18 protein-coding genes are annotated in these 18,221 nt (G+C 71.0%); 8 read left to right on the forward strand and 10 right to left on the reverse strand.

Features of this window, described 5'->3' with window-relative positions; translation table 11 throughout:
* Nucleotides 1-200: 200 nt before the first annotated feature.
* The 3 genes from IE250_RS15500 to IE250_RS15510 are packed head-to-tail and all read right to left on the reverse strand — an operon-like array spanning nt 201 to nt 2,973.
* On the reverse strand, nt 201-1,427 hold the full coding sequence (locus IE250_RS15500; RefSeq protein ID WP_189670331.1) for an MFS transporter: 1,227 nt from the start codon (nt 1,425-1,427) through the stop codon (nt 201-203).
* A 2-nt stretch (nt 1,428-1,429) separates the two neighbouring features.
* A complete protein-coding gene (locus IE250_RS15505; protein WP_189670157.1) occupies nt 1,430-2,017 on the reverse strand; it encodes a TetR/AcrR family transcriptional regulator in 588 nt (195 codons plus the stop codon).
* Entirely contained in the window at nt 2,014-2,973 is a 960-nt protein-coding gene (locus tag IE250_RS15510) for an LLM class flavin-dependent oxidoreductase (protein ID WP_189670158.1), read from the reverse strand. The genes IE250_RS15505 and IE250_RS15510 overlap by 4 nt, the downstream gene beginning before the upstream one ends.
* Before the next feature lie 118 nt (nt 2,974-3,091).
* Here IE250_RS15510 and IE250_RS15515 point away from each other — a divergent pair, with 118 nt between their 5' ends.
* On the forward strand, nt 3,092-3,481 hold the full coding sequence (locus tag IE250_RS15515) for a DUF4345 domain-containing protein (RefSeq protein WP_189670159.1): 390 nt from the start codon (nt 3,092-3,094) through the stop codon (nt 3,479-3,481).
* 58 nt (nt 3,482-3,539) lie between these two features.
* Here the strand turns inward: IE250_RS15515 and IE250_RS15520 are convergent, their stop codons facing one another.
* Complete coding sequence (locus tag IE250_RS15520; protein WP_189670160.1) at nt 3,540-4,235, reverse strand: carbon-nitrogen hydrolase family protein; 696 nt, start codon at nt 4,233-4,235, stop codon at nt 3,540-3,542.
* 74 nt (nt 4,236-4,309) lie between these two features.
* Here IE250_RS15520 and cutA point away from each other — a divergent pair, with 74 nt between their 5' ends.
* The 3 genes from cutA to epsC all read left to right on the forward strand — a co-directional run bounded on the left by cutA (nt 4,310) and on the right by epsC (nt 6,718).
* Nucleotides 4,310-4,654 (forward strand): divalent-cation tolerance protein CutA, encoded by a 345-nt coding sequence (cutA, locus tag IE250_RS15525; RefSeq protein WP_189670161.1) that lies wholly within the window; start codon nt 4,310-4,312, stop codon nt 4,652-4,654.
* Nucleotides 4,655-5,186: 532 nt separating this feature from the next.
* Nucleotides 5,187-6,122 carry a cysteine synthase A gene (gene cysK / locus IE250_RS15530; protein ID WP_189670162.1) on the forward strand — a complete coding sequence of 312 codons (936 nt, stop codon included), beginning with the start codon at nt 5,187-5,189 and terminating at the stop codon, nt 6,120-6,122.
* On the forward strand, nt 6,122-6,718 hold the full coding sequence (gene epsC / locus IE250_RS15535) for a serine O-acetyltransferase EpsC (protein ID WP_189670163.1): 597 nt from the start codon (nt 6,122-6,124) through the stop codon (nt 6,716-6,718). The genes cysK and epsC overlap by 1 nt, the downstream gene beginning before the upstream one ends.
* 87 nt (nt 6,719-6,805) lie before the next feature.
* Here the strand turns inward: epsC and IE250_RS15540 are convergent, their stop codons facing one another.
* Nucleotides 6,806-7,198 carry an MmcQ/YjbR family DNA-binding protein gene (locus IE250_RS15540; RefSeq protein WP_189670164.1) on the reverse strand — a complete coding sequence of 131 codons (393 nt, stop codon included), beginning with the start codon at nt 7,196-7,198 and terminating at the stop codon, nt 6,806-6,808.
* A gap of 33 nt (nt 7,199-7,231) precedes the next feature.
* Complete coding sequence (locus IE250_RS15545) at nt 7,232-7,666, reverse strand: hypothetical protein (protein ID WP_189670165.1); 435 nt, start codon at nt 7,664-7,666, stop codon at nt 7,232-7,234.
* A 120-nt stretch (nt 7,667-7,786) separates the two neighbouring features.
* Here IE250_RS15545 and IE250_RS15550 point away from each other — a divergent pair, with 120 nt between their 5' ends.
* Nucleotides 7,787-8,899 (forward strand): LLM class F420-dependent oxidoreductase, encoded by a 1,113-nt coding sequence (locus tag IE250_RS15550; protein WP_189670166.1) that lies wholly within the window; start codon nt 7,787-7,789, stop codon nt 8,897-8,899.
* 11 nt (nt 8,900-8,910) lie between these two features.
* Here IE250_RS15550 and IE250_RS15555 read toward each other — a convergent pair whose 3' ends face one another.
* Nucleotides 8,911-9,414 carry an MGMT family protein gene (locus tag IE250_RS15555; RefSeq protein WP_373301698.1) on the reverse strand — a complete coding sequence of 168 codons (504 nt, stop codon included), beginning with the start codon at nt 9,412-9,414 and terminating at the stop codon, nt 8,911-8,913.
* 71 nt (nt 9,415-9,485) lie between these two features.
* On the opposite strand from IE250_RS15555, the gene IE250_RS15560 reads away from it, so the two are divergent.
* Nucleotides 9,486-10,802, forward strand: a complete 1,317-nt coding sequence (locus tag IE250_RS15560; RefSeq protein ID WP_189670167.1) for a GNAT family N-acetyltransferase — start codon at nt 9,486-9,488, stop codon at nt 10,800-10,802.
* A gap of 4 nt (nt 10,803-10,806) precedes the next feature.
* Here IE250_RS15560 and IE250_RS15565 read toward each other — a convergent pair whose 3' ends face one another.
* Entirely contained in the window at nt 10,807-11,769 is a 963-nt protein-coding gene (locus tag IE250_RS15565) for an Fpg/Nei family DNA glycosylase (protein ID WP_189670168.1), read from the reverse strand.
* Nucleotides 11,770-11,771: 2 nt separating this feature from the next.
* The gene (locus tag IE250_RS15570; protein WP_189670169.1) at nt 11,772-12,224 is read right to left on the reverse strand and encodes a ribose-5-phosphate isomerase; all 453 of its coding nucleotides are present in this window, start codon (nt 12,222-12,224) and stop codon (nt 11,772-11,774) included.
* A 48-nt stretch (nt 12,225-12,272) separates the two neighbouring features.
* On the opposite strand from IE250_RS15570, the gene IE250_RS15575 reads away from it, so the two are divergent.
* Nucleotides 12,273-14,300: a M13 family metallopeptidase gene (locus IE250_RS15575; RefSeq protein ID WP_189670170.1), complete on the forward strand. Its 2,028-nt coding sequence runs from the start codon at nt 12,273-12,275 to the stop codon at nt 14,298-14,300.
* 116 nt (nt 14,301-14,416) lie between these two features.
* Here IE250_RS15575 and pepN read toward each other — a convergent pair whose 3' ends face one another.
* Entirely contained in the window at nt 14,417-16,972 is a 2,556-nt protein-coding gene (pepN, locus tag IE250_RS15580) for an aminopeptidase N (protein ID WP_189670171.1), read from the reverse strand.
* Between the two features lie 208 nt (nt 16,973-17,180).
* Here pepN and IE250_RS15585 point away from each other — a divergent pair, with 208 nt between their 5' ends.
* On the forward strand, nt 17,181-18,209 hold the full coding sequence (locus IE250_RS15585) for a hypothetical protein (protein WP_189670172.1): 1,029 nt from the start codon (nt 17,181-17,183) through the stop codon (nt 18,207-18,209).
* Nucleotides 18,210-18,221 lie beyond the last annotated feature (12 nt).

Consider the following 18,221-nt stretch of genomic DNA (forward strand, 5'->3'; position numbering starts at 1 on the left):
TTACCGCACTGGCTCGACCGACAACCCGTCGAACAGCACCGGCTCGACCCACGACTCCCGCCGCTACCCGGGCGGTGCCCCGATATCGGCGATGGCCTCACCGGGCGGTCATTCCGTACGCACTCACCCAGGCACGGGCGTGGTCACCTGGACGAGATCGAGCGGTCCAGTCGCCTTCAGCGTCCCGCACGCAGGCGCCTTCAGTCCGATGGGGCATCGATCCGGTCGCCTGGTTCGACGGGCGACGTCGGTCTGGCGACCGCCCGGGCGAAGCAGGTGGAGACGGCGACTGCGACGAGCACCACGATGATCGCCGACCGCAGGCCCACGTGCTCGCCGATCAGTCCCAGCACAGGTGGTCCGACCAGGAAGGCGGTGTACCCGGCAGTCGCGACCGCACTGACCCGGCGGGCCGCTCCCACGGGGTCGTCGCCGGCGGCAGAGAGTGCCACCGGAAACCCGAGGGCGGCGCCCAGACCCCACAGGACCACACCGAAGGCGCCCAGCGCCGCGCCCGGGGCGAACGACACCGTCGCGATCCCGACGACGGCGAGGACTGCACTGGAGATCATCACGGGAGTGCGTCCGAACCGGTCCAGGAAGAAGCCCCCGGAGAACCTGCCGATCGCCATGGACAGGCCGAAGAGCGCATAGACCAGCGCGGCGACCGCCGCGGACAGCGCGAACCCGTCGACCATGATCAGCGGCAGCCAGTCGTTCGCGGAGCCCTCCGCCAACGCCATGCCGAGGACGATCACGCCGATCGCCGCAGTGCGGGGCTCGGTCCACACCGCGACGGCGGCACGGAAGCTCTGCGTGATCGGGACCCGTCGCCGCAGGTCCGAGCCGGGTTCCCGACCGACCGCCGGGGCGAGGTTCCTGACGAGGAAGATCGCCGCGGCAGCCGTGAGCGCCGCCACCGCGGTGAGGTGGGCGACGACCGGCAGGCCTACCGTGCCGGCGGCCAGTCCCAGCAGGCCGCCGATCGCGACACCGAGGCTGTAGCACCCGTGCAAGCCCGGCACGACCACCCTGCCGAGCGCGGCCTCCACGTCCACGCCCTCGACGTTCTGGCCGATCTCGCCCGATCCCATCCCGTACCCGAAGAACGCGAGCCCGGCGGCGACGAGCCATCCGAGCCCGGCCGCCGAACCGACCGCGACGGTCGCGACCCCCGCGACGATCGCGACCATGCCCCACAGCACGACGAACCGCGCACCGCGCTGGGCCACCAGCGCACCGGCCGCGGCGATGCCGATCATCGACCCCGCGGACAGTCCGGCGATGACCAGGCCCATCTCGGCCGTGCTCGCGTCGATCGCGTCCCGGATCGCGGGCGTGCGCGAGACCCAGGACGCCATGGACAGGCCTGTGACGAAGAACGCGATGAACAGCGCGGTCCGGCGTCGACCCGGGGACGGGCGCATGTTCACGGGGTCTCCTGGGCAGGAACGTCGGCGGGAGGGATCGGGGCAGGCTCGATCAGGCGGTACACGGCGCTTCGAACGCGGTCGACGTCGAACGGCTCGGTCGAGATGTGGCTGTGCAGCACCAGTCCCTCGTGCAGGGCATCGATGACGGGTGCCGCGTCGGCGGAGAAGTGTCGGCGCAGCGATGCACGGGAACGTTCCATCCAGGACTGGATGAGTACCCGGTAGCGTTCGTCGCGTACTGCCAGGGCGTAAAGCTCTGCCGACAGCACCATGTCGCGTCCGTATCCGGCGCCGTGAGTAGCGATGAGCTGGACGACCCGCTCGCGGGGGTCCTCGCCCTCGAGCGGCTCGGCCATGATCTGGTCGAACCGTTCCTGCATCTGCTCCGCCAGCCGCCCGAATGCGGCCAGCAGCATGTCATCACGGGTCGGGAAGTGATACGTCATCGACCCCATCGGTACGTCGGCCGCTTCGGCCACCGACCGGTAGGTCGCCCCGGCGGAACCGTCCCGGGCGATCAGGTCCAGTACCGCGTCCAGGATGCGCTCGCGCCGACCGGGGTCTGTGCGCCGGGGGCGGTTCACAGCACTGTCGAGAGCTGTTTCAGCGCGGCCAGCGCGTCGGGGCCGGCTGGTATGAGCACGTTCGACGTCACTCCCGCGGCGGCCAGGTCGTCGATCCGTGCGCGGACCTGGTCGGGCGTTCCGGCAAGCGCGAGCTGCTGTACCCAGTGCGAGGGCAGGCGCTCGACGAACTCCTGCCGAGTGGCGCAGTCGGCACGCAGCGCCGCGAACTCTGCCGCGAACGGCAGCGGCTCCAGATGCGGCGCCCAGTCCGGTTCCCCGATCCACTCGAGGCCCGGCCGCGCGGTGGCGATGGCGACGTTCGGGTCCTGATGGACGGCAGCGAGGTTGTACGCCACGACGCGATGCGCGCCTTGGGCGGCGATCTGCTCGCGCGCCGCGACCACGTACTCGGGCGTGACCGGCTCGGCCAGCACCGTTCCGTCCGCTACCTGCCCTGACGCCGCGAGCGATCGCGGTCCACGGACACCGAGCAGGAGCGGCGGCACCACCTGGGGCAGCGACGACGGCGCCAGCCGCACATCCTCAAGGCGAGTGCCCGCGACCATGCCGTCCAGTACCCCGCCGGCAAGGAGTGCGCGTACCCCTTCCGTGTACTGGCTCAGGAACGTCAGCGGGCGTTCCGGCCAGCACCCGGCCTGCCGCATCCAGCCTGGCATGCCGTGACCGATCCCCACTTCGACTCTCCGGGGAAAGAGCTGACCGAGCGTCGCGATCTCCATCGCTGCGAAAGCGAGGTTGCGTGAGGCCGCGGGAAGAATCCCGATGCCCACACCGATGCGTTCGGTACTGGCCAGCACCGCCGCGGCCTGGGAGAACCCGCCACGGAAACCGAGGTCCTCCACAACCCACAGCTCGTCGAACCCGACGTTCTCGGCCGTCCGGGCAAAGTTCAGCACCTGGTGCGCGGGCAAGTCGCGCGGCAGCATCACACCGATGCTCGAGGTCGAGGTCATGGAGAACGACTATCAGAGCGCTCGTATAGAAGCAAGGTCGTCCCAGATCCTGTGGCGGTCTCGGCGCCCGCCGCGCCTGCGCAGATGGGGGGCCGGACGGCCGTGACAGACTGCCCATATGGGTCGTCGGGCACTGATCGTGGTCATAGCGGTGCTCGGTGCGGTACCCGTGCTGAGCGGGCTCTTCGGGATCGTGGGCGAGCCGGGGATGCTGCCCGCCGGTCAATCGGTGAACGCCACCGTCGACAGCGAGTACCGGTTCACCAACGTGTTCTGGCTCGCCGGCGGACTGCTCGTCTGGTGGAGCCTGCGCCGGCCTCAGGAACGCGCGGCCGTGACGCGCGTGATTCTCGCTGTCGCGTCGCTCGGCGCCATCCCGCGGCTCATCTCCATTGCGGTCACGGGCTGGCCGCACCCGGTGTTCATCGGGGCGCTGGTGCTCGAGCTGCTCGTGGTGCCGCTGGTGATCTGGTGGCACGTGCGGACGTTCACGGGGCGGCCTGAGTAGGGCCGTTCCGTCCGGAAAGGCAACACACTCCAACGGCGGAATCTGGCCTGGCGAGCCGTCACGGGACTTCTGCAACGACAAAGTCCAGCAGGCCTCCCGCCCCAGCGACCGTCCGACCCGTCGGCGACACGATCCGCGTCGCACCCAGCGCCCGACGTCCTGGCCGGACGCCGCCAACATCGGCGGACACCACCCAGCACCGGGCTTCGAGGGCCCGCATTCGTAACGCGGTGCGCGTCGGCTCCTCCCACTGGTCTGCGTGGGCCTCGCTCATGTCGTTGTTCAGCGGACACAGCAAGACCTGCGCACCACTCCGCGCGAGGGTGGCAGCCAGCTCCGGGTGGGTGGCGTCGGCGCAGATGAGGATTCCGACCATCACGCCGCCGATCTGAATGACCGGTGCAAGGTCTCCCGCGCTAAGTCCGGGCTCCCGCGGGAAGACCTTCCGGGCCACGTGGACAACCCGCCCCGCCGTGATGACGGCGGCCGTGCTGTACAAACCGTCGCGGGCGCGTTCGGTGAACCCGAGGACGACGGTCAGGCCGCGCGGCAGGGTCGTCGCTGACGCTTGCAGCTGCTCGACGGTGACCGCCCGCCGCTTCGCGTCCCGCTCCGTGTGGGGCAGACCGCCGATCGCGAACTCGGGCGCGAGCAGGAGGTCCACTCCCCCACGGACACAGCGGTCCGCGACGTTCCGCAGATCCGCGGGTTCTGCGAGGGCTTCGACCGGCAGCTGCACTGTGGCGACAAGCACGGGTACCAGCGAACCATGCGTTCCATCCGTCTGGTCCCGAGGCGTTGAACGGTCGCGCCCGTAGCCTGGCAGGCATGGCCACCGACGACGCCGCCACGTTCGAGTTCTGCCAAGTCATGACCACCTGCTCGTCACGAGCCGACGCCGAGGCGCTGGGCCGGGCCGTCGTCGAGGCCCGCCTGGCCCCGTGCGCGCAGGTGGAAGGCCCGATCACGAGCACATTCTGGTGGGAGGGCGCGATCCAGGTCGAGGAGGAGTGGCGGGTAGTCCTCAAGACGCCGACTGAGCGGTACCAGGCCCTGGCTCAGCACATCCGCGACAACCACACCTACGACGTGCCTGAGATCGTCAGCCTGCCGATCCTGACCGGCGCACCCGACTACCTCGAATGGATGCGCAGCGAGACCCGCCCCAGCTGAGCAAGCATCAGCTGAGCAAGCATCAGCTGAGCAAGCATCAGCTGAGCACCAGGCTCGCGATCTTCCCGTCGCGCGGCTGGAACTGGCTCTGCATGCCGATGCGTGAAGCATCGACATGATCGATACCTGAGACAGATCTTGTCTCACAGTCCATGCCCGCGTAATCTGCACGAGGCGAGCCACTTGCTCGCCACGGAACACGCAGCCGCGCGGCCACTCGGTCCGCCACACGCAGGGAGGACGTCATGAGCACCGTGCGCTCCGCACTCCCCATGTCCCCCCGCCCGGCCGCCACGCACTTGATGTGCGCAACCGGCTGCTGCCCGAGAGGCTGTCTGTAGAGCGTCCGCTCCCCGCCCGACCACACCGGCTCGCCGGCCGTGGCCCAGGCGCCGGCGTGACGCTCCAGCCCCGACCCCAGCCCCACACGCTCCACGCCAGACCCGAGGCGCGCATCCGCACGACCCGGGCGCCGACGTCGGGCACGCACGACTCCAGCCAGCCAGACCCGCCACACAGCGAAGGAAGAACAATGGCCCGCATCTACGAAGACGCGACCAAGCTCATCGGCAACACGCCACTCGTCAAGCTCAGCCGCCTGGCCGATGGCCTCGAGGCGACAGTGCTCGGCAAGCTCGAGTTCTACAACCCGGCCAACTCCGTGAAGGACCGCATCGGCGTGTCCATCATCGACGCCGCCGAGGCGTCCGGTGAGCTCAAGGAGGGTGGCACCATCGTCGAGGGCACCTCGGGCAACACGGGCATCGCCCTGGCCTGGGTCGGCGCGGCCCGCGGTTACAAGGTGGTCCTGGCGATGCCGGAGACCATGTCCAAGGAGCGTCGCGCACTGCTGCGCGCGTACGGCGCCGAGCTCGTGCTCACGCCGGGCTCGGAGGGCATGAAGGGCGCCGTGGCCGCGGCCGAGAAGATCGCCGCCGAGCGTCCGGGTGCCGTCCTGGCCCGCCAGTTCGCCAACGAGGCCAACCCGAAGATCCACCGCGAGACCACCGCCGAGGAGATCTGGGCCGACACGGACGGCACCGTCGACATCCTGGTGTCCGGCATCGGCACGGGCGGCACCATCACCGGCGTGGGCCAGGTGCTCAAGGCGAAGAACCCCGACATCAAGGTCGTCGCGGTCGAGCCCGAGGAGTCGCCCATCCTCAACGGCGGCGCCCCCGGCCCGCACAAGATCCAGGGCATCGGCGCCAACTTCGTGCCGGAGATCCTCGACACCAAGGTGTACGACGAGGTCATCGACATCAACCTCGCCACCGCCATCGACACCGCGCGCCGTTCGGCGAAGGAGGAGGGCCTGCTGGTCGGCACCTCTTCCGGCGCCGCGCTCGCAGCGGCCCTCGAGGTCGCGAAGCGTCCGGAGAACGCCGGCAAGACGATCGTCGTGATCATCCCCGACTTCGGCGAGCGCTACCTGTCCACCCCGCTGTTCGAGGGTCTGGTCGACTGATGGCGGGGGTGCGCGGGCTGTTCGGGGTCCTCGCGGAGGACCTCGACGCCGCGCGCGCCCACGATCCGGCCGCGCGGTCCCGCCTGGAGGTCGCCCTCGCCTATCCGGGCGTGCACGCCCTCTGGGCGCACCGCGTGGCGCACCGCATGTGGCGGGTCCCGTTCCTGCGCCTGCCCGCGCGGCTGCTCTCGCAGTTCGCGCGGGCGGCGACCGGGATCGAGATCCATCCGGGCGCCCGGCTGGGGCAGCGGATGTTCATCGACCACGGCATGGGCGTCGTGATCGGCGAGACCGCGGTGGTGGGCGACGACGTCATGCTCTATCACGGGGTCACCCTGGGCGGCCGGTCGCTCAACCGGGGCAAGCGGCACCCGACGCTCGGCGACCGGGTGACCGTCGGGGCCGGCGCGAAGGTGCTGGGCCCCGTATGGATCGGCGACGACGCGCAGATCGGCGCCAACGCCGTCGTCGTGAAGGACGTCCCCGCCGGGGCTGTCGCAGTGGGCATTCCCGCGCGGATCCGGGTGCCGAAGGCGCCGGTCGCGGAGCGGGAGCGCCACGAGGATCCGTCGGAGCTCATCGAGTACGTGATCTGAGCCGCGCGCGAAGGTCCGCTTCGAGAACGACCTCAGGCACCGATCCGAGCTGGATTCGGTGCCTGAGGTCGTTCTCGGAGCGGACCTTTAGCGCAGTTCGTCCGCGTGCTGCTTCGCCAGGGCCGGTGGCGCCTTTGCCAGCCAGGCGTCGACCACCGCCTCTCGCAGGTCGGTGTCGCCGACGACGTCGAGCTGGACGAGCACCGCGGGGAAGCCGTTGAAGTGCGGGATGGTGAAGATCCCCGGTCGCACCTCGGCCAGGACCGCTTCCTTCTCCTCGAGGTCCTCGACCATGACGCCGAGGATCGGGCCCGCCGGAACGGGCTCGTCGCCGAACCGCTTGATGTCGGCCTTGCTGAATGGGCGCTCCCACACGAAGCCCTTCCCCGCTACGGACCAGGCGCGGCCGCGGTGGCTCGTGCCCTCGGAGGTCTCGGGGAGCGCAAGGGCGAGCCGGGCGACGTCGTCGTAGGTGGCCACGCCTCCACCGTAGCTCTGGTGCCTGGCGGATTGTCAGTTGGTCGGTAGGTCGGATTGCTGATTGCCGGACACCTTGCCGATCACGCTGCGGGTCACGAGGACGAGCGCAGGCACGGCCAGCACGAGATGGAACACGTTGGCCACGGGATCGAGCGGGATCGCCACCGGAGTGCCGAGCAGCAGGCCCGGGACGAACCAGCCGATCACACCCAGCACCCCGTAGATGACCGCGACCGCGCCAGTGAAGAGGCGTGCGGCCCGAGCATCCCGAGCCGCCCACCCGGCGTAGGCGGCGAGCAGGCAGAAGAGCAGGTGCAGGGCACTGTGTGCCCAGTCGTGCGCCAGCCGGTGCTCCGCCAGCTTGGTGATCACGGGGTACACGGTGAACCCCGCGAACAGGAACGCCGCGACGCGGCAGTAGAGGCGGAAGTACCGGTCGGCCGGCATCGAGCGCGCAAGGATGGCCACGAGCCGCCACGCTAGCGGTATCCGGCCACGTTGTCGGCGGAATGCAGGAGACCGATAGGGTGTGGGCAGTACCTGGGACGCGCCGTCCCAGGTAAGGCTTCTCACGGCGAGGTGACCCTCATGCGCATCGGATTCCAGACCGGTTACTGGTCCCGCAGGCCCCCGAAGGGGATCCAGCAGTTCATCGTGGCCGCCGACAGGCTCGGCCTCGACTCCGTCTGGACCGCCGAGGCCTACGGATCCGACGCCTTCTCCCCGCTCGCCTGGTGGGGCTCCCGCACCAGGAACGTGCGGCTGGGCACGGGCATAGCCCAGCTGTCGGCCCGCACGCCGACCGCGACCGCCATGCAGGCCCTGACGATGGACCACCTGTCCAAGGGCCGGTTCGTGCTCGGGCTCGGCGCCTCCGGCCCGCAGGTCGTCGAGGGTTGGTACGGCCAGCCGTACAAGCGGCCATTGGCCCGGACGCGCGAGTACGTCGACATCGTGCGGCAGGTCATGCGCCGCGAGGCGCCGGTGACCCACGACGGGTCGTTCTACCAGCTCCCCCTGCCCGCAGACGCGCCCGGGGCGACGGGGCTGGGCAAGGCGCTCAAGCCGACGGTGCACCCGTTCCGCCCCGAGATCCCCATCGTGCTGGCCGCGCAGGGCCCCAAGAACGTGGCGCTGGCCGCCGAGATCGCGGACGGCTGGATGGCCGGCTTCTACGCGCCGCGGATGGACGACGAGTTCCGCGCGCTGCTCACCGAGGGCTTCGACGTCCGCTCCGAGGAGCGTTCGCCGGCCGACCGGTTCGAGGTGTGCGCCACGGTCCCCGTCGTCGTGCGGGACGACGTCGAGGCCGCCGCCGACGTCATCCGCCCCCACATCGCCCTGTACGCGGGCGGGATGGGCGCCAAGGAGGCGAACTTCCACAAGCAGTCGCTCGACCGGCTCGGCTACCAGGAGCCGCTCGACAAGGTGCAGGAGCTGTACCTCGCCGGGCGCAAGGAGGAGGCGGCCGCGGCCGTCCCGACGCAGCTCGTGGAGGAGATCGCGCTGGTCGGACCGGTCGACAAGATCCGCCGCGAGCTGCCGGCCTGGGAGAGCACGGCGATCACGACCATGCTCGTCCAGGGCGACCCGGCCTCGATGCTGGCGCTGCTGGCCGCGTCGCAGGACAGCTCGCTCGGCGGCCGCGTCCGCTCGACGACGGGCGCGCTGCTCTCCCGGGTGGCACCGAAGAAGGTCTGACGACGCCGGGGTCAGGGCACGACCGTGGTGCGGCCCTCCGGCGCGACGTCGTGGGCCAGCTCCGCGTCATCTTCCGGGAACCAGACCGCGCGCCGCAGGTTGACGCGGCGGCCGTCGCGGGACAGCGGGCAGCCCTCGGCACGCAGCGCGTCCAGTGCCTCGGTCAGGTACTGCTTCGGCGGGGACCCGGCCGCGTTGACGACCCGCCACCACGGGACGCGTTCGCCGTCCGCGTCCTCCGGACCCGCGCCCTTGGGACCGGCGCCCTCCGGATCCCCGCCGTCGTCCGGATCCCCGCCGTCGTCCGGGACGAGGTGGGCGTACCGGTCCCCCGACCCGGCCATGACGCTCCCCACCTGGCGCGGCCCGCCCCGGCCGAGCCGCTCGCCGACGATCTCGGCGATCAGCCCGTAGGTCATGGCGCGACCCGAGGGGATGCGCCGGACGACGTCGAGCACCGCGGCGGCGTACTCCTCGACGTCGGTGAGCTGAGGTCGGCTCGGCAAGCGGTTCACGGTTGCGATCGTAGACGCGACCCCTGCTGAGCCTGTCTGATTTCATTTGCCTGTGGTGCGACGATCGATGCATGGTCCTTCCGCAGATCGCCCTGCCAGCGGGGTACCGCTGGCGCACGCTGACCCCTGACGACCAGCGCCTCGTGACCGAGCTGGACACGTGGGCATTCCCCTCGGCCATCGCCCAAGACGACATCGACGCCACCCCGTCGCCGCTGACCTGGGAACGCGCGATAGGTATCGAGGCCGAGGGCTTCGACGGCCTGGTGGCGCTGCACGCGTCGTACCCGTTCGGGCACTTCCCCGTGCCTGGAGCCGAATTGCCGACGGCCGGCCTGACCTGGGTTGGCGTGCATCCGCAGCACCGCCGCCGCGGCCTGCTGACGGCGATGATGAGCCTGCACCTGGCGCGCTGCGCCGAGCGGGGCGAGGCGCTCAGCGCCCTGTTCGCCGCCGAGGCCCCGATCTACGGCCGGTTCGGCTACGGCCACGCGGCCGACGACCTGCGCCTGAACATCCCGCGCGGCGCGGCCCTGCATGACGTGCCGGGCGCCGAGCAGCACACGGTCCGGGTCGAGGTCGCCACCCGCGAGAAGCACGGTGGGCTCGTCGACCGCCTCCACCGGGCGGCCGGCGCCGCCCCGATGGGGGTAGACGGGATCAACCGGCCGGGCTGGGTCACGCGCGAGACCGAGGAGCTCCAGGCAGCCTTCTGGGACGATCACCCGGCGCACCGTGATGGTCGCGAGTCCCGGCGGATCATGATCGTCGAGCTCGACAGCGAGCCCCGCGGCTACGTGACGTTCCGCCGCACCATGAGCTGGGAGCCCACCGGGCCACGCGGGCAGGTCAGCGCCGGCGAGGTCGTCGCGCTCGACGCCGCCGCGGCCCGCGCGCTGTGGGGCGTGCTGCTCGACCTCGACCTGACTACCGAGGTCAGCCCGTTCGTCCTGCCCGTGGACGACGCCATCACCCAGCTTCTCGTGAACCTGCGCGGCGCCAGTCCGCGCACCCCGGACAACGTGTGGGTCCGGCTGGTCGACGTCGCCGGGGCGCTCGCCGGGCGCCAGTACGCGGCCGACGTCGACGTCACGCTCGCCGTGACCGACTCCCGGCTGCCCGCCAACGCCGGGGTCTACCGCCTGCAGGCCGAGGCCTTCGCGGCGGCGTCGGTGGAGCTGGTCGACCCGGAGTTCGAGGCCCCCGAGCTGACGCTCGACGTGCGTGCCCTGGGCGCCGCCTACCTCGGCGGCAAGTCGCTCGCGGCGCTGGCCGCCGCGGGGCTCGTCACCGAGCACCCCCGTCCCGGACAGCGCACGGGCGTGCTGGCCCGCGCGAGCACGGCGTTCGGCTGGCCGGTCGCGCCGGGCTCCTCGTGGGTGTTCTGAGCGGTCAGACCTGACAGACCCCGCACCAGAACAGGTTGCGCCCCGCCAGCTCCTTGGCCAGCACCGGCGCCCCGCACCGCCGGCACGGCAGCCCGTCGCGGTGGTACACGTAGAAGGCCTCGTCGGAGGGCACGGCGCCCGGCGTCCCGTCGGTGTTCTGCCGGGTCCGGCCCGGTCCGGCCGCTCCGCCGTCGGGCACGCGATCCTCCGGCCGCGTCGTGACGATCGCGCCGCGGTCGGCGCCGTCGCGCATGAGGACAACGAGGTCGTCCCAGATCGCGCGGACCGCTACGGCGGGCACGTCGCGCCCGGGCCGCAGCGGGTCGACGCCGGCCCGGAACAGCGCCTCGGCACGGTAGATGTTCCCGACGCCCGCGACGACCGCCTGGTCCATGAGCTGCTGCCCGATCGTCACGCGCGACCGGCCTACTCGGGCCACGAAGACGTCGGCGTCGGCGTCGTCCCGGATGGGGTCGGGGCCCAGCCGGGCCTCGACCGCCGTCTTCTCCTCGGCCGTGATCACCTCGCAGGCCGTGGGGCCGGTGAGGTCGGCGACGGCGTGGTCGCCGAGCAGCCGCACGCGCACCTGCCCGCGTGGGCTGGGCACCAGCCATCCACCGGTCGAGCCTTCGGTGGTCGGGTCGACGACCGAGGGGACAACCGTCGTCTCCCGCTCGCCGATGCGCTTGCGGGGGGCGCCGATCGCGTGCACGACCTCCGGTGCGTCCGGGGCGCCCGCGAACGTCCACGCGCCGTAGAGCCCGAGGTGCGTGCGGAGCCACAGGTCGCCCTCGAACCCCAGGAAGAGCTGCTTGCCCCACGCCTGGCTCGCCACGAGACGCCGGCCGTCGAGCACGGCGGCGCCGTCGGCGAACCGCCCCTGCGGGCTGCTCACCCGCAGGGCCGGCCCGGCGAACAGCGAGGCGAACGTCCGCGCGAGGCGGTGGACGGTGTGCCCCTCAGGCACGCTCAGGCACGCTTGGACTCGTAGTCGGCGAGCTGGTCGATGCGGCGCTGGTGCCGCTCGTCGCCGCTGAACGACTCGGCGATGAAGGCCTCGACGAACGACGTGGAGTCCTCCAGGGAGTGCATGCGACCGCCCACGGCGATCACGTTCGCGTCGTTGTGCTGGCGGCCCAGCTTGGCCGTCTCCAGCGACCAGGCGAGCACAGCCCGGACCCCGGCGACCTTGTTCGCGGCGATCTGCTCCCCGTTGCCGGATCCGCCGATCACGATGCCGAGCGAGCCCGGCTCGGACACGACGGCCTCGCCGGCGGAGATGCAGAACGCGGGGTAGTCGTCCAGTGGGTCGAGCTCGTGGGCCCCGTGGTCGATCACCTCGTGCCCTTTGGTAGTGAGGAACTGCACCAGGTGCTGCTTGAGGTCGTACCCGGCGTGGTCGGCGGCGATGTGGAGACGCATGGCTATATCTTCCCCCATGCGGAGGGCGACCTTGCGTACGCTGGCGCAATGACCACCGACGCCACGAGGCTCACGTCGGGGATCGACCTCGACGCGCTCGACCCCGCAACCCGCCCCCAGGACGACCTGTACCGCCACGTCAACGGGCGGTGGATCGACACACACGAGATCCCCGCCGACCGCGCCATGGACGGAGCGTTCCGAGACCTCTACGACAAGGCAGAGGTGCACGTCCGGGAGATCATCCAGGACGCGCCGACCGGTTCCAAGATCGGCGACCTGTACGCGAGCTTCATGGACACGGAGCGCATCGCCGAGCTCGGCACGACGCCCCTGGACGAGGACTTCGCGCTGATCCGGGACGCCAAGAACATGGCGGACCTGACCCGCGCGCTGGGCACGCTGCAACGCACGGGCGGCACCGCCGGCGTCCGGTTCTGGGTGGACAACGACGCGACCGACCCGGAGAAGTACGTCGTCTACCTGCGGCAGTCCGGGCTCGGCCTGCCGGACGAGGCTTACTACCGCGAGGAGCAGTACGCCCCGCTGCGCAAGAAGTACGTGCCGCACGTGGCCACGATGCTGGGCTTCGGGGGTGTCCAGGACACCTGGGGCATCTCGTCCGACGACGCCGCCCGGCGCGTCTACGAGCTCGAGAAGCGGCTCGCCGGCCACCACTGGGACGTGGTGCGCGACCGGGACGCCACGCTCACCTACAACCCGATGACGCTCGCCGACCTCGTCGAGTCCGCGCCCGGCTTCGACTGGGCCGCCTGGGCAGAGGCGCTGGGCGTGCCGGACGGCGCGTTCGACCAGCTCGTGGTGCGCGAGCCCGAATTCGCGACCGGCTTCGCCGCCCTGTGGAGCGAGCTGTCGCTGCTCGACTGGCAGCTCTGGATGACGTACCACGTGGTCAGCGCCCGCGCGCCGTACCTCACCGACACGATCGTCGAGGCCAACTTCGACTTCTACGGCCGCGCCCTGACCGGCGCGCAGGAGGTCCGCGAGCGCTGGAAGCGCGGCGTGGCCCTCGTTGAGGGCGCGCTCGGCGAGGGTGTGGGCGCGGAGTACGTGGCGCGGCACTTCCCGCCGGCGAACAAGGCCAAGATGGACCGTCTCGTGGACGCCCTCGTGGTGGCGTACCGCGAGTCGATCCAGGGTCTCGACTGGATGACCGACGAGACCAAGGCGAAGGCCCTCGCCAAGCTGGAGAAGTTCACACCCAAGGTGGGCTACCCGGTCAAGTGGCGCGACTACTCCGGCCTGGAGGTCGACGCCACCGATCTGGTGGGCAACGTCCGGCGGTCCAACGCGTTCGACCAGGACTACGAGCTCGCGAAGATCGGCAGGCCCCTGGACCGCGACGAGTGGTTCATGACGCCGCAGACCGTGAACGCCTACTACAACCCGGGCATGAACGAGATCGTGTTCCCCGCGGCGATCCTGCAGCCCCCGTTCTTCGACCCCGAGGCCGACGACGCGGTGAACTTCGGCGGGATCGGCGGCGTCATCGGGCACGAGATCGGCCACGGGTTCGACGACCAGGGCTCCAAGTACGACGGCGACGGCCGCCTCGAGGACTGGTGGACCGACGCCGACCGCACCGAGTTCGAGAAGCGCACGAGCGCGCTGATCGCGCAGTACGACCAGTTCCGCCCGGCGCAGCTCACGGCGGCCGCCGTCGGCGACGGAAAGGGTGAGGCCGGCGAGGCAGCCGAGGCTGCCGAGGCGCACGTCAACGGCAGCCTGACGATCGGCGAGAACATCGGCGACCTCGGCGGGCTGTCGATCGCGATCAAGGCGTACCGGATCGCGCTCGGCAAGCCCCTGGACGAGGCGCCAGTCGTGGACGGGCTCACCGCCATGGAGCGGATCTTCCTCGGCTGGGCGCAGGTGTGGCAGTCCAAGGGCCGTGACGAGGAGGTGCTCCGCCGCCTCGCGACTGACCCGCACTCGCCCAACGAGTTCCGCTGCAACGGCGTGGTGCGCAACGTGGACGAGTTCTACGCGACGTACAACGTCCAGCCGGGCGACGCCCTGTACCTCCCCCGGGAGGACCGCGTCCGCATCTGGTAACCCGTGCTCGCCCGGTCTCGTGCCGACCGGGCGAGCACCACTTTGTTGTGGGCGTGATCGTTGCGTCTACGTGCCCGTTTTAGGCGCAACGATCGCGCCCACAACAAAGAGGAGGGTCAGGCGTCTGCTGCCTGGGCCTTCAGGGCTCGCTCCGTACCCGCCAGCGCCTCGACGACCAGGCGCCGCAGCGCCGGAGCGGCGTCGGCGTTCGACTCCAGCCAGGCGACCGTCGCGTCGCGCAGCTCCGCAGACGCCAGCGGCGCGGGGTAGAAGCCCTCGATGATCTCCTCGGCGATGTGGTACGTCCGCTCGTTCCACACCTTCAGCACGGCGTCCAGGTACGGCTGCACGACGCCGGCCAGGGCGGCCGGGTCGTTCACGTGCACGAACCCGAGACCGGTGTTCCGGATGATCGCGTTCGGCACGTCGGCGTCCACCACGGTGGACAGCGCGGCCAGCTTGCCCTCGACCGTCGGCTTCGCCGCCCGGGCACGGGCAGCGGACTGGCGGCCCGTCGCCGTGTCGTCGGAGGCGAGCGTGGCGTCGATCTCCTCGTCACCCGCGGCGCCGTTGAGGACCAGGCCCTCCAGCAGCTCCCACCGCAGGTCGGTGTCGATCTCCAGCCCGTCGAGCCGGACCGAGCCGTCCAGCAGCCCGGACAGGGTCGCCACGTGCTCCGGCGTCGATGCCACGTGCGCGAAGAACTTCACCAGCTGGAACTGCGTGTCCGAGCCGCCGGCGGCGTCGCCGACGAGCGCCCAGAGCGTGTCGCCCACCTCGGCGATCGTCGCCGCCCGGTCCGACGGCGCCACGTACTGCTTGGCCGCCAGCACCATCTGGTTCAGCGTGGTGCGGAGGGTGGTCGACTCCGTCTCGCGGGCGATGCCGCCGAGCACGAGGCGCACGTACTCCGACGGCGGCACCTCGGCGTCGCGCACCGCGTCCCAGACCGAGCCCCACACCAGGGACCGGGCCAGCGGGTCGGCGATGTCGGCCAGGTGGTCGAGCGCAACGGCCAGCGAGGCGGGGTCGAGCCGGATCTTCGCGTAGGCGAGGTCCTCGTCGTTGAGCAGCACGAGGGCCGGACGGTCGAGCTCGACGAGCTCCTTCACGTCCGTCCGGGGTCCGTCGATGTCGACCTCGGTGAAATGGGTGCGAACGAGCTCGCCGGCGTCGGACAGGCTGTAGAAGCCGATGCCGAGGCGGTGCGGGCGGATCGTGGGCCACTCCGCGGGCGCCGTCTGCTGGACGACGAACGACACGATGCGACCGTGGCTGTCCGTCTCGATGACCGGGCGCAGCGTGTTCACGCCCGCGGTCTCCAGCCAGAGCTTGGACCAGGCCTTCAGGTCGCGGCCGCTGGTGGCCTCGAGCTCGCTGAGCAGGTCGGGCAGCTCGGTGTTGCCCCACGCGTGCTTGCCGAAGTACGCGGACACCCCCGCGACGAACGCCTCACGCCCCACCCAGGCCACGAGCTGCTTGAGCACGGACGCGCCCTTGGCGTAGGTGATGCCGTCGAAGTTGACCTGGACGTCCTCGAGGTCCTTGATCTCCGCGACGATCGGGTGCGTGGAGGGCAGCTGGTCCTGCTTGTAGGCCCAGGACTTCTCCATCGCGGAGAACGTGGTCCAGGCCGCCTCCCACTCCGTCGCCTCGGCCGTGGCCAGCGTGGAGGCGTACTCCGCGAACGACTCGTTGAGCCACAGGTCGTTCCACCACTTCATGGTGACCAGGTCGCCGAACCACATGTGCGCCAGCTCGTGCAGGATCGTCACGACGCGGCGCTCGCGCACGGCCTCGGTGACCTTGGAGCGGAACACGTACGACTCCGTGAACGTCACGCAGCCCGCGTTCTCCATGGCGCCCATGTTGTACTCGGGCACGAAGAGCTGGTCGTACTTCGTGAACGGGTACGGCACGCCGAACGTGGTCTCGTAGAACTCGAAGCCCTGCCGGGTCTTCTCGAAGATGTAGTCGGCGTCGAAGTGCTCGGACAGCGACCTGCGGCAGAACGCGCCGAGCGGGATCTCACGGCCGTCCGACGACGTCAGTGACGACCGGACCACCGCGTACGGGCCGGCGACGAGCGCCGTGATGTACGTGGAGATGCGGCCGGTGGGCTCGAACGTCCAGGTGGCGATGTCGTCGCCGCCGGTCGAGCCGGCGGGGACCGGCTCCGGCGTCGGCTCGTTGCTCACTACCTCCCACGCGGCGGGCGCGGTCACCGTGAACTGGAACGTGGCCTTGAGGTCCGGCTGCTCGAAGCAGGCGAACACGCGCCGCGCGTCCGGCACCTCGAACTGGGTGTAGAGGTAGACCTCGCCGTCCACCGGGTCGACGAAGCGGTGCAGGCCCTCGCCCGTGTTCGTGTATCCGCAGTCGGCGACGACGACGAGCTCGTTGTCCTCGGCCAGCCCGTCCAGGGCGATGCGCGAGTCCGCGAACACGGCTGCCGGGTCCAGCTCGCGGCCGTTCAGCACCACCGACTTCACCGACGGCGCGACCAGGTCGACGAACGTCGAGGCGCCCTCCGTGCCGGTGAAGCGCACAGTCGTGGCGGACGCGAAAGTCTCCGGACCGGTGGTCAGGTCCAGGGCGATCTCGTACGACTCGACCGATACCACGCCGGCTCGTTCGACCGCCTCGGCGCGGGTCAGGTTCTCTCCGGGCACGGGCCCTCCACGTCTGTCTTCTCGTGGGCGCTGATCGGCGCCCGGCGCGTCCGGATGGCGCGCCTTTTCGGTTGGCTTGCCGTCCGGTCTGTGAACTACCTGCGACGACCCGTCGATCATGCCACGCAGGAGTAACAGCGAGTAACGCCTTTGTGTACGATCGACCGCGGTCGCCTGACCGACCGATTTGAGCTGAGGGAGTCGCCTGATGTCCGGCACAGTGCCACCGCCACCGCCGCCAGGCGGTTGGCCCGACGAGGACCCGGGTGCGCCGACGCAAAAGCAGCACCCGGCTACCACGCCCACGCCTGCCCAGCAGGCGCCGGCGCAGCAGGCGCCGGCGCAGCGGCCTGCCCAGCAGCCGCCGGTGCAGCGCGTTTCCGCGGCGACCCGCAAGCCTCCCGCAATCTCGCCTGCGAACCAGTTCGCGCAGGCCGTGACCCCGGCGCCCGCCGCGCCGGGCGCCCCCGTGGTCCAGTCCGTGCACAAGGGCAGCGGGGACGCGGGGATGCCGCAGTACTACCCCGACCAGTACCAGCAGGGCTACGCGACGCCGCAGGCCGCGCCGCCGCAGGCCGTGCCGCCGCAGCAGGGCGGCCAGTACCCCCCGCAGCAGTACGCGCCGCAGGGTTACGACCAGTACGGCCAGCCCACTTACGGGACGCCTGCCGGGGGCTACCCGCCGGAGTCCGCACCGGAGCGCAAGAAGCTCAGCCCCGGCTGGATCGCCTTCATCGCCCTGGACGTGCTGCTCGTGGTCGCCGCTGTCGTCTTCGCGGTGAACCTCCTCGGCTCACCGAGCGGCTCGCCGGGCAACGACCCGACGTCCGCCGAGCAGTCGACCGAGCCGGACGCCAACGAGGGGCTTGAGACCGACGGCGGGGCCGACGTCGAGACGTTCGCGGCGCCGTCGCTCAACATCACGTGCACGATCTCTGCCGACGCCGCCGCCTGCGGCATCGCGGAGCTGGACCGGAAGCCCGCCCCCGACGCCTCGTGCGGCGGTGCCTCGGGCTACGTGGCGAAGGTCGACCCGACCGGGAACGTGACGCAACCGTGCGTGGCCAAGAAGGACCAGCCCAAGAAGGCGAGCGGCGACGTCGCGATCCTGCAGTACGGCGGCCAGAAGAAGGCCCATGGCTTCACGTGCGCCAGCGCGGACACGGGCATGACGTGCATCGCCGACGCGGCCGGCACCGGCTTCTCCATCGCCCGCGCGGGCATCGGCGAGCCCTGACCGGAGCGCTGC

The sequence above is a fragment of the Promicromonospora soli genome (assembly GCF_014653785.1).
Lineage (GTDB): Bacteria > Actinomycetota > Actinomycetes > Actinomycetales > Cellulomonadaceae > Promicromonospora > Promicromonospora soli.

Coding starts and splice junctions, on each gene's coding strand:
- IE250_RS15500 (WP_189670331.1), bottom strand. CDS start 1,427: ATGCGCCCGTCCCCGGGTCGACGCCGGACCGCGCTGTTCATCGCGTTC.
- IE250_RS15510 (WP_189670158.1), bottom strand. CDS start 2,973: ATGACCTCGACCTCGAGCATCGGTGTGATGCTGCCGCGCGACTTGCCC.
- IE250_RS15515 (WP_189670159.1), top strand. CDS start 3,092: ATGGGTCGTCGGGCACTGATCGTGGTCATAGCGGTGCTCGGTGCGGTA.
- cutA (WP_189670161.1), top strand. CDS start 4,310: ATGGCCACCGACGACGCCGCCACGTTCGAGTTCTGCCAAGTCATGACC.
- cysK (WP_189670162.1), top strand. CDS start 5,187: ATGGCCCGCATCTACGAAGACGCGACCAAGCTCATCGGCAACACGCCA.
- epsC (WP_189670163.1), top strand. CDS start 6,122: ATGGCGGGGGTGCGCGGGCTGTTCGGGGTCCTCGCGGAGGACCTCGAC.
- IE250_RS15550 (WP_189670166.1), top strand. CDS start 7,787: ATGCGCATCGGATTCCAGACCGGTTACTGGTCCCGCAGGCCCCCGAAG.
- IE250_RS15560 (WP_189670167.1), top strand. CDS start 9,486: ATGGTCCTTCCGCAGATCGCCCTGCCAGCGGGGTACCGCTGGCGCACG.
- IE250_RS15570 (WP_189670169.1), bottom strand. CDS start 12,224: ATGCGTCTCCACATCGCCGCCGACCACGCCGGGTACGACCTCAAGCAG.
- IE250_RS15575 (WP_189670170.1), top strand. CDS start 12,273: ATGACCACCGACGCCACGAGGCTCACGTCGGGGATCGACCTCGACGCG.
- IE250_RS15585 (WP_189670172.1), top strand. CDS start 17,181: ATGTCCGGCACAGTGCCACCGCCACCGCCGCCAGGCGGTTGGCCCGAC.